This is a genomic window from Pseudomonas sp. SDO52101_S400 (assembly GCF_054071635.1).
On the sequence record NZ_JBSVWF010000008.1, the window covers coordinates 153383 to 164217 of the forward strand.

6 protein-coding genes are annotated in these 10835 nt (G+C 60.7%); 4 read left to right on the plus strand and 2 right to left on the minus strand.

Going from position 1 to position 10835, the window contains the following annotated elements; genetic code table 11:
- The first annotated feature begins 137 nt into the window (after positions 1-137).
- Complete coding sequence (rapA, locus tag ACW9HX_RS06440) at positions 138-2984, plus strand: RNA polymerase-associated protein RapA (protein WP_457379925.1); 2847 nt, start codon at positions 138-140, stop codon at positions 2982-2984.
- Positions 2985-3165: 181 nt separating this feature from the next.
- Here the strand turns inward: rapA and ACW9HX_RS06445 are convergent, their stop codons facing one another.
- Entirely contained in the window at positions 3166-4515 is a 1350-nt protein-coding gene (locus ACW9HX_RS06445) for a spinster family MFS transporter (protein ID WP_457379926.1), read from the minus strand.
- Positions 4516-4818: 303 nt separating this feature from the next.
- Here ACW9HX_RS06445 and ACW9HX_RS06450 point away from each other — a divergent pair, with 303 nt between their 5' ends.
- Positions 4819-5172: a YkgJ family cysteine cluster protein gene (locus ACW9HX_RS06450; RefSeq protein ID WP_085605386.1), complete on the plus strand. Its 354-nt coding sequence runs from the start codon at positions 4819-4821 to the stop codon at positions 5170-5172.
- Between the two features lie 164 nt (positions 5173-5336).
- The gene (locus ACW9HX_RS06455) at positions 5337-7619 is read left to right on the plus strand and encodes a putative bifunctional diguanylate cyclase/phosphodiesterase (protein WP_457379927.1); all 2283 of its coding nucleotides are present in this window, start codon (positions 5337-5339) and stop codon (positions 7617-7619) included.
- Here ACW9HX_RS06455 and ACW9HX_RS06460 read toward each other — a convergent pair.
- A complete protein-coding gene (locus ACW9HX_RS06460; RefSeq protein WP_457379928.1) occupies positions 7510-8406 on the minus strand; it encodes an NAD(P)-dependent oxidoreductase in 897 nt (298 codons plus the stop codon). The two genes, ACW9HX_RS06455 and ACW9HX_RS06460, sit on opposite strands and share 110 nt — an antisense overlap.
- Before the next feature lie 197 nt (positions 8407-8603).
- Here ACW9HX_RS06460 and ACW9HX_RS06465 point away from each other — a divergent pair, with 197 nt between their 5' ends.
- Positions 8604-10805 carry a hypothetical protein gene (locus ACW9HX_RS06465; protein WP_457379929.1) on the plus strand — a complete coding sequence of 734 codons (2202 nt, stop codon included), beginning with the start codon at positions 8604-8606 and terminating at the stop codon, positions 10803-10805.
- Positions 10806-10835 lie beyond the last annotated feature (30 nt).

Consider the following 10835-nt stretch of genomic DNA (forward strand, 5'->3'; position numbering starts at 1 on the left):
CGTAAAACCGACGCATGACCTAATCTTCCTTCAGTTGGCCGTCGGCATTTAATAGCCGCACGCGACGCCTAATCCTTTGGCCTCAGGGCCTCATTCCGTTAAGATAGCCCGCTTTTTCAAGGTGGGAGTCAGGCAGCATGGCGCAGCAGTATCAACCGGGGCAACGCTGGATCAGTGACAGCGAAGCAGAGCTTGGTTTAGGCACCGTTCTGGCACAGGACGGCCGCTTGTTGACCGTGCTTTACCCGGCCACTGGCGAAACCCGCCAGTACGCGCTAAGGAATGCGCCCCTGACCCGCGTGCGATTCTCGCCGGGCGACTCCATTACCCACTTCGAAGGCTGGAAGATGACCGTGCGCGAAGTCGAGGATGCCGATGGCCTGCTCGTCTATCACGGTCTGAACGCCGAGAACGAAGCCGTCACCCTGCCGGAAACCCAGCTGTCGAACTTCATTCAGTTCCGTCTGGCCAGCGACCGTCTGTTCGCCGGGCAGATCGACCCGCTGTCGTGGTTCTCCCTGCGCTATCACACCCTGGAACACACCAGCCGCCAGTTGCAGTCCGCGCTGTGGGGCCTGGGTGGCGTGCGTGCACAGCCAATCGCTCACCAATTGCACATTGCCCGTGAAGTCGCCGACCGCATCGCGCCACGGGTATTGCTGGCGGACGAAGTGGGTCTGGGCAAGACCATCGAAGCCGGCCTGGTGATCCATCGCCAACTGCTGTCGGGCCGCGCCAGCCGCGTGCTGATCCTGGTTCCGGAAAACCTCCAGCACCAGTGGCTGGTGGAAATGCGTCGCCGCTTCAACCTTGAGGTCGCGCTGTTCGACGAAGAACGCTTCATCGAAAGCGATGCCAGCAACCCGTTCGAAGACACCCAACTGGCCCTGGTGGCGCTGGAGTGGCTGGTCGACGATGAAAAGGCTCAGGACGCACTGTTCGCTGCCGGCTGGGACCTGATGGTGGTCGACGAGGCACACCACCTGGTCTGGCACGAAGACAACGTCAGCCCGGAATATTCGCTGGTCGAACAACTCGCCGAAACGATCCCGGGCGTGCTGCTGCTCACCGCCACCCCGGAACAACTCGGTCAGGACAGCCACTTCGCCCGTCTGCGCCTGCTCGACCCAAACCGTTTCCATGACCTGGCCGCCTTCCGCGCCGAAAGCGAGAACTATCGCCCGGTGGCCGAAGCCGTTCAGGAGCTGCTGGACAAGGGTCGCCTGTCGCCTGCCGCGCACCAGACCATCCACGGATTCCTCGGCAACGAAGGCGAAGCTCTGCTGACCGCCGTCAACGATGGCGACACCGAAGCCAGCGCCCGCCTCGTGCGTGAACTGCTCGACCGTCACGGCACCGGCCGTGTGCTGTTCCGTAACACCCGCGCCGCTGTACAGGGTTTCCCGGAGCGCAAACTGCACCCGTACCCGCTGCCGTGCCCGGACGAATACCTCGAACTGCCACTGGGCGATCACGCCGAGCTGTACCCGGAAGTCAGCTTCCAGGCCCAGCCGGACGCCAGCGAAGAAGAACGCTGGTGGAAATTCGACCCGCGCGTCGAGTGGCTGATCGATCAGCTGAAAATGCTCAAGCGCACCAAAGTGCTGGTGATCTGCGCCCACGCCGAAACCGCGATGGACCTGGAAGACGCCCTGCGCGTGCGCTCCGGCATCCCGGCCACGGTGTTCCACGAAGGCATGAACATCCTCGAGCGTGACCGCGCCGCCGCCTACTTCGCCGACGAAGAGTTCGGCGCGCAGGTGCTGATCTGCTCGGAAATCGGCAGTGAAGGTCGCAACTTCCAGTTCGCTCACCACCTGGTGCTGTTCGATCTGCCGTCGCACCCGGACCTGCTGGAACAGCGGATCGGTCGTCTGGATCGGATCGGCCAGAAACACATCATCGAATTGCACGTGCCGTACCTGGAAACCAGCCCGCAAGAGCGCCTGTTCCAGTGGTATCACGAAGCGTTGAACGCGTTCCTCAACACCTGCCCGACCGGCAACGCCTTGCAGCATCAGTTTGGCCCGCGCCTGCTGCCGCTGCTTGAAGAGGCTGACGATGGCGAGTGGCAGACGCTGATCGACGAAGCACGCACCGAGCGTGAACGTCTGGAAGCCGAGCTGCACACCGGTCGTGACCGTCTGCTGGAGTTGAACTCCGGCGGCGCCGGCGAAGGTGAAGCGCTGGTCGAGGACATCCTCGAGCAAGACGATCAGTTCGCCCTGCCGATCTACATGGAAACCCTGTTCGACGCATTCGGCATCGACAGCGAAGACCATTCGGAAAACGCCCTGATCCTCAAGCCGAGCGAGAAGATGCTCGACGCCAGTTTCCCGCTGGGTGACGACGAAGGCGTGACCATCACCTACGACCGCAACCAGGCGCTGTCGCGCGAAGACATGCAGTTCATCACCTGGGAACACCCGATGGTGCAGGGCGGCATGGATCTGGTGCTGTCCGGTTCGATGGGCAACACCGCCGTCGCGCTGATCAAGAACAAGGCGCTCAAGCCAGGCACCGTGCTGCTGGAACTGCTGTACGTCAGCGAAGTGGTTGCGCCGCGTTCGTTGCAACTGGGCCGTTACCTGCCGCCGGCCGCCCTGCGCTGCCTGCTCGATGCCAATGGCAACGACCTGTCGGCCCGTGTGGCGTTCGAAACCCTGAACGATCAGCTGGAAAGCGTGCCACGCGCCAGCGCCAACAAGTTCATCCAGGCCCAGCGCGATCAGCTGACGCCACGGATCAACGCCGGTGAAGACAAGGTCACTCCACGTCATGCCGAGCGCGTGGCCGAGGCCCGCCGCCGTCTGGCAGCCGACACCGACGAAGAACTGGCACGCCTGACCGCGTTGCAGGCGGTCAACCCGACCGTACGCGACAGCGAACTGGTTGCCCTGCGCAAACAGCGCGAGCAAGGCCTGGCCATGCTCGACAAGGCTGCGCTGCGACTGGAAGCGATCCGGGTGCTGGTGGCGGGTTAACCCGCCCTGCTCCACCGCCACACATGAAAAGGCCCGCAGCGATGCGGGCCTTTTTGTTTGTCTGCTATTTATGCTGCGCTGCTGATTGCCTCTTCGCGAGCAAGCCCGCTCCCACAGTTGGCCGGTTTCCTTCAGGAGGAAATGCGGTCGAATATGGGAGCGGGCTTGCTCGCGAAGGCGGTCATGCCGTCACCGCTGAGCCTTCTGGCTCGACCACCGCCACCAATCCCGCCTTCATCCGCTTCGCGTCTCGCACAAAACACCGCGCCGCCAGAAACAGAAACACCATGGTCAGGAACAGCGCCACCGGGATCAGGTACATCGCATCATGCAGACCGACAGCCTTGAACGCTTCGGTCATCTGTTCAGCGCCCGCCGAAACCATGGCCGATTTCGCGAAGTGATCGGACAAACCACCAACCACCACCGGCCCCAGGCCCCCGCCCAGCAAATACAACCCGGCAAAGAACAGCGCCATCGCCGTGGCCCGCAGGCGCGGCTCGACCACGTCCTGAATCGCCGTGTACACACAGGTGTAGAAGTTATAGGCAAACAGCCAGCCGACACTGAACAACGCGACAAACACACCGATCTCGATCCGCCCGGCGTGCAGTGCCCAGGCGGTGCACACGGTCGAAATGATCAGGCTGAACGCTGCAAACAACAGCCGCCCGTTCGCCACACGCTGATGGATCTTGTCGGCGATCCAGCCGCCCAGGGTCAGGCCGATCAGTCCGGTCACGCCGACGATCAGCCCCGTGGCCACAGCTGCTTCCTGCAATGGCAGCAGAAAATAGCGCTGGAGCATCGGCACCAGAAACGAGTTACAGGCATAGGTGGCGAAGTTGAAGCACAACCCGGCCATCACCAGCCACAGAAAAGTCGGCACCGCGAGAATGCGGCGGATCGGCTTGTCGACTTTCTCCTGCGACACTTGCACCGTTTCCGCCGCGCCGCGCTTGGGTTCCTTGATGAAGAACATGAACACTGCCAGCAGCAATCCCGGCACGGCAGCGATAAAGAACGGCGCGCGCCAACTGTCGAACGCCTTGACCATCGCGCCGATGGTGAAAAACGCCAGCAGCAGCCCCAGCGGCAAGCCCAGCATAAAGATGCCCATGGCCCGTGCCCGGCGGTGGGCCGGGAACAGGTCGCCGATCAGCGAGTTGGCGGCCGGCGCGTAACTGGCCTCACCGATGCCGATGCCCATGCGCACCAGCAGAAAACTCCAGAAACTGCCGACCAGACCGTTGACCGCCGTCAACGCGCTCCAGGTCGCCAGCCCCCAGCCCATCAGTTTGCTGCGCGAGCCGGTGTCGGCCATGCGCCCCAGCGGCAGGCCGGCAATGGCATAGACGATTGTGAACGCGGTGCCGACGATCCCCAGCTGAAAGTCGCTGAGGTGCCATTCCATGCGGATCGGCTCGATGATGATCGCGGGGATGGTGCGATCGAAGAAATTGAACAGGTTGGCGAGGAACAGCAGGAACAGAATGCGCCAGGCATTCGCCGCTTGGGTCGAGTTCTGCATGGGTCCGTCTCTTTTATTGTTATAGGGCTTCACTGCCGACGCATCCGAGCCCGGAACCTGCAATCTAGTCACGCTCGTCGGGACTGTCTGTGATCATTCGTCAGCCTGATACCGGGCCATGGCACTGTAACGAAACGTAAGCCCTTGAAATGCTTCGATTCCCCCGAAAACCGGGGGTTTAGCGGAAAAATCCGGCAATGAAAAAATACTTTCGCGCCCCCCTTCCCAACGCCGTGGCAAAGCCTAGAATGGCCGCCGGATCCGTCCGGATCCAGCCGATCAATCCCTTTGATGCCCCCGCCCATGTCCGAAGTCAGTCCGTGTCTGAATTGCGGTGCCTGCTGTTCCCATTTTCGTGTTTCTTTTTTCTGGGGTGAATGCGCCTCCTCCGGCGGGACCGTGCCCGATGAACTGGTCACCCAGATCACGCCCAGCCGGGTGGCGATGATCGGTACCGACCGCAAGGCGCCACGCTGCACCGCGCTGGAAGGCGAAGTCGGAAAATCGGTGGCCTGCACGATCTACGAAAAGCGTTCCAGCCCCTGCCGCGAGTTCGAGGCGTCGTGGGAAAACGGTGAGCAAAACACCGACTGCGACAAGGCGCGAGCCCGTTTCGGCCTGCCGCCACTGCAACCGCACTGGAACGAAGTCGCCTGAGTTCCGGTGTTTTTGACGCTTAGCGCCAATCGCTATGACGCTCATGCCAAAATCATTAGAACCAATGTGCCACCACCACTTGCGCCCCGAAATCGGCCTCTATACTGCATTCATTCGCCTGCGTTGATGACGCAGTAAGGAAGCACTCAGAGACGGGGCATGCTATGGAGTGGCTTGGTTTGCAGTTTGTTGCCGAGCTGCCGGAGAGCGGGCAGGTCATTCTCAATTGCACACACAATCCCTTGCTGGTGCTGATCGCCTATCTGGTGGCGTGCGCCGCGAGTTTCGCTACCCTCGACATGGCGGAACGCGTCGGCCATGCCGAAGACTCCGGATCGCGCAGGATCTGGCGCTGGATCGGGGCCACCTGCCTGGCCGGTGGCATCTGGGCCATGCATTTCATCAGCATGCTGGCGTTCCAGACACCGATCGACATCCAGTATGACCAGTCCATCACCCTGTTTTCCCTGGTAATCGCCGTGCTGGCCTCCTGGCTGGCGATGCACACTCTGAGCGAGCCCCAACCCAGTCTGCTGCAATACCTCAAGACCGCCATCGTCATCGGCCTGGGCATTGCCGGCATGCATTACGTCGGCATGGCCGCCATGCAATCCGCCGCCACCGCCTACTACGAACCGACGCTGTTCGGACTGTCGATCCTGATTGCCATCGGTGCCAGTTTCGCTGCGCTGTGGGTGGCCGGGAATTTGCGTGAAGGCAGCGGCCTGCACAATCAGATGCTCAAATACGTGGCCACACTGATTCTCGGGGCCGGCATCATCAGCATGCATTTCACCGGCATGGCGGCGTTGCAACTGGTCGTCCCGGAGGGAAGCATTCCCACACTGAAGGTCGATTCCAGCCACTTGCAACTGGGGCTCACCGTCGCCTTCATCACCCTGCTGATCCTCGGCAGCGCCATCAGCGCCGCACTGGCCGACAAGAAACTGCAGAACAAGGAACAGGACTTGCGTCGGGTCAACATGCTGCTCAGCCAGCTCGACCAGGCGCGGATGTCGCTGCAACAGGCGGCCAATTACGACGCCTTGACCAACCTGATCAACCGTCGCGGTTTCAACCAGCTCTTCGCTGAAAAGCTCAGCCAGAAATCCACCGAGGGCGGCATGCTCGCGGTGATGTTTCTCGACATCGACCACTTCAAACGCATCAACGACAGCCTCGGCCACGATGCCGGCGATGAACTGCTCAAAGTCATCGCCCAGCACATCAAAGGCTCGGTACGCGGCCATGAAGACGTGGTCGCCCGTTTCGGCGGGGACGAATTCTGCATCCTGATCGGCCTGCGCGACCGCGAAGAAGCACGCAACCTGGCCCAGCGCATCATGCTCAAGATGAAGGAACCGATCGAATTGGCCGGGCGGCGCATGGTGATGACCACCAGCATCGGTATCAGCCTGTTCCCCGAAGACGGCACCACCTGCGATGAACTGCTCAAACACGCGGACCTGGCGCTGTATCAATCCAAGGGCGCCGGGCGCAACGGCGTGCATTTTTTCGATTCCAACCTGAAAAACCGTGCCAGCCTGGAACTGCAACTGGAGGAAGAACTGCGTCATGCCCTGCGTGAGGAGAACGGGCTGATGCTGTATTACCAACCGATCTTCGAACTTAAGACCGGCAAGGTCACCAAGCTTGAGGCGCTGATTCGCTGGCAGCACCCGGTACACGGCCTGTTGACCCCGGATCGTTTTATCGCGATCGCCGAAAACAACGGCCTGATTGCCGAACTGGACAACTGGGTGTTGCGCAAGGCCTGTGAAGACCTTGGCGAACTGTCACGTCATGGCTGCGATGACCTGAAGATCGCCTGGAACTGCTCACCGCTGAATCTGTCCCGGGAAGAACTGGCCAATGAAATCGAATACGCCTTGCGCAGCGCCGGAGTCGCTCCCGAACGACTGGAACTGGAAGTGACCGAGAACGCCCTGATGGGCAACATCGCCAACACGCTGGTGCTGTTACGGCAGATCCGCGCCTTGGGCGTGTCGCTGTCGATCGATGATTTCGGCACCGGCTATTCGTCGCTGGCCTACCTCAAGCGTTTGCCGCTCAACACCCTGAAGGTCGATCGCTCCTTCATCCTCGACATTCCCAAGGCCACCGCCGACATGGAGATTGTCCAGGCGATCATCGTCATGGCCCACACCCTGCATTTGCAGGTGGTCACCGAAGGCGTGGAAAGCCTGGAGCAGTACGAATTTCTCGAGCGTTCGGGCTGCGACTTCATTCAGGGCTACCTGCTCAGCCGTCCGGTACCGCTGGAGGAACTGCGCCCGGTTCTCGAAGAGATCAATCAGCGCAAACACGCCCACCCGGTCAATCCGCTGAGTCTGGCTCGCGGTACATTTTCACCAGTGTCGAAGGATCTTTCGCCAAAAAGCCCTGTGCCCCATGCAGGCGCATCAGTTGTGCGGCCAATCCGCTGATCGGCGTGGCCGAGCCCACTTCGCGAGAAAACTTCACCGCCGTGTCGAGATCCTTGAGCAGCGTGCGCACGTGCCACTTCACCGGTTCGAAACGGCTTTCAGCCATTTGTGGGGCGAGGATCTGCAGCGGCTTCGAATCGGCAAAACCACCGGCCAGTGCCTCGGCAATCAGGCTGGCGTCGACCCCGGACTGCTCGGCCAGCGCGACCACTTCGGCAATCACCAGCGCATTGCACGCGACGATCATCTGGTTGCAGGCTTTGGTCACCTGACCGGCGCCGACGCCGCCCATGTGCGTGACGCGCTGACCGAGGGCGAGCAACACCGGGCGCACACGCTGCAGATCCGCGGCGTCACCACCGACCATGATCGCCAGACTGCCGGCCTCGGCCCCGACCACGCCGCCGGAAACCGGTGAATCGAGCCAGGTCATGCCAGTCTTGCCGGCCAGCTCAGCCGCCATCTCACGGGTTGCAGTCGGTTCGAGGCTGGAGAAATCCACCAGCAACTGACCTTTTTGGGCTCCCTCGGCGATCCCGGCCGAGCCAAACACTACCTCGTGCACCACCGCCGTATCGGCCAGGCACAGCATCACCACATCGGCGTGCCGGCACAGCTCGGAGGGCGTCGCCACCTGCCGGGCGCCGGCCTCGACCAGCGGCGCGCATTTGTCCGGGTTGCGGTTCCACACGGTCAGCGGATAACCCGCTGCCAGCAGACGCCGGCACATCGGCAGGCCCATCAGACCGATTCCGGCAAACCCCAACGAAGGTAGCGTTGACATCATTTAGCCTCCTTTTGATTAAAGATCGCCGAATAATGGCCGATTCATCAACGATCAGGAAAGGATTCCCCCGCGCGGCACTCAGGCCAGAACCCTGACGCACGGGCCAAATACGCGCAGTAAAAAGACGCGAGATTCCCATTCCGTGAGGCTCGACGACACAGGTCGCCGAACCAACCAGTCCAGGCATATGGCGCACAATGACTTCTAAAAACAATCCGGCCACTGCGGTATCCGATCTGACCCTGAGCCCGGCAGCGAACAGCCCTGCCCCGATGAAGCCATTGCCTCCTTCGCGCCCGTTGGGCACCCAGCAATACCTGTACTTCACCGAAACCAACACCGACCGCATCCTCGATAATCTCGACGGACTGCGTGACCTTGTGTTCCCACGCCCGCCGCACCTGGAAGGCGATAACGAACAGCACAACGATCAGGAATTCCCGTCGGTGTGTCTGATCGGCCTCGGTCGCTGTGGCTCCAACATCGCCCTCGACGTGGCGGAGCTGGTGTACAACGCACGCAAGTTCTACCTCAACGAATTCAACAACGAAGACCGCGCAGCTGACCGTCGCCTGGCCTCCGACAAAGGCTACAGCCCGGCCCAGTGGATCAAGCAGAACCTGCGGATCGGCCCGAACAAGTCGACCAAACCGGTGTTCCTGGTCGAGCCGCTGGTGATGCTCGGCGATCTGGACAAAGACATTGCCGGACGCATTCGCTTCTCGCGCAAGGGCGAGAAGAGCGGCTTCCTGCGCGACTACAGCAAAATGAAGATCATGGACTTGTCCGAAGTCCACGCCGGTGGCGCCGGTAACGCGCCGATCCTCGGCCAGTACCTGGCGAAGATCATCCTGAACAAGGACACCCAGCGTTTCTCCAGCCCTGACTGGAAAATGATTCACTCGTACCTGATCGACAGTTGCGGCATCAAGGCCAACCAGTCGCGCCTGTATTTCTCGATCTTCAGTGCCGGCGGCGGTACCGGTTCGGGCATGGCCTCGGAATTCGGCCTGGCCCAGCAGCACTCGTACATGAACAAGACGTTCGATACCAAGCCGATGGACGAACATGACGGCAAGAGCGGTCATTCGTTCGTGTTCGAGCCGATCTTCACCAGCGGCATCTGCGTGCTGCCGAACATTTCCGACCACCGCAGCGAAATGTCCGAGGCGCTGCACATCAACGCCGGTCGCCTGCTTTGCAAATACCTGTCGGAAGAATGGGATTTCTCGTACAACTTCGCCAACGAAGACAGCAGCGAAGCCAGCGTCATGGGCCGTATCCGCCCATGGAACGCGATGATGCTGATCTCCAACGACATCATGCGTTACGCCGAAGAAAGCGATGACGGCAACATCCAGAACATTGATGTCAATGCGATGGAAAAGCACGCCAACCAGTACATCTCGCAGCAGATCTTCAACATTCTGACGGCCCAGGCGGTTACGACCGACTACGACCAGAACTATTTCCGTCGCGCCGGCATCGACATCGGCGAGACCATTCGCCTGGATGCCAACGACCTGTTCATGAGCCTGGCCGGCCCGGTCGCCATTGCCTACGCTGAATCGGTGGTGCCGGAAACGCCACCGCCGAGCAGTGACAAATTCAAGGTGTTCGACAAAGAGCCACAGCGCCTGAACATCGACGACCTGTTCTTCCGCTCCATCGATCTGCCGCACTTCAACAAGGTCACCCAGGCCATCGAAGGCATCAGCCTGCTGCCGATCGAATCCAAGCGTTATCGCGCCTCGCTCGAGCAGTACAAGAACTCCGGCTACGACGCGGCTGCGCTGCACGACCTGCACTTCTTCAAGAACTGCTCGTCGGTGGTCTCGATCGTTTCGCTGCCGAAAGACTACAAGCTGTCGTACATGGACCTGAACCGGTTGAAGACCCACCTCAACAGCCTGTTCCCCAACACCACGCTCAAGCGCTACGCGCTGGTGATCGGCGCCTCGGCCAACCTGTCGCTGACCACCCTGATCGCCAAGAGCCCGTGCCTGTCGGACGATTTCCTGACCCTGATCGTGGCGTTCATCAAGCGTTGCTTCGCGAAGAACCCGTACCGTTTCGACGAGACTCTGGACAACTCGATCCTCGACTTCATCATCAATGAAGAATTCGACGAAGACCGTATCGACGAACTGCTCAACGAATTCGAGAACCCGGCGAAGATCCTCGATACCAACTGGTACGCGATCAAGCCGATGTACGAGAAGAAGTACCGCGAGCTGATCAATGACAAAGAGAAGTTTGTCTCGATCAACGACATCCGTCTGTCGCGTGATTGCGTGAAGAAGTCGATCAAGTACCTGCGCGAGATCTACCGTCACCGGATCGGCAAGACCAAGGTTATTTCCCTCAATAACCACACTGGCAAGACTTACTCGGTCTGACACCAGACCGAGGCGACCCCATCGCGAGCA

What these genes read in the sequence shown, in the direction of transcription:
- rapA (WP_457379925.1), top strand. Translation starts at nt 138, where the DNA reads ATGGCGCAGCAGTATCAACCGGGGCAACGCTGGATCAGTGACAGCGAA.
- ACW9HX_RS06445 (WP_457379926.1), bottom strand. Translation starts at nt 4,515, where the DNA reads ATGCAGAACTCGACCCAAGCGGCGAATGCCTGGCGCATTCTGTTCCTG.
- ACW9HX_RS06450 (WP_085605386.1), top strand. Translation starts at nt 4,819, where the DNA reads ATGTCCGAAGTCAGTCCGTGTCTGAATTGCGGTGCCTGCTGTTCCCAT.
- ACW9HX_RS06455 (WP_457379927.1), top strand. Translation starts at nt 5,337, where the DNA reads ATGGAGTGGCTTGGTTTGCAGTTTGTTGCCGAGCTGCCGGAGAGCGGG.
- ACW9HX_RS06460 (WP_457379928.1), bottom strand. Translation starts at nt 8,406, where the DNA reads ATGATGTCAACGCTACCTTCGTTGGGGTTTGCCGGAATCGGTCTGATG.
- ACW9HX_RS06465 (WP_457379929.1), top strand. Translation starts at nt 8,604, where the DNA reads ATGACTTCTAAAAACAATCCGGCCACTGCGGTATCCGATCTGACCCTG.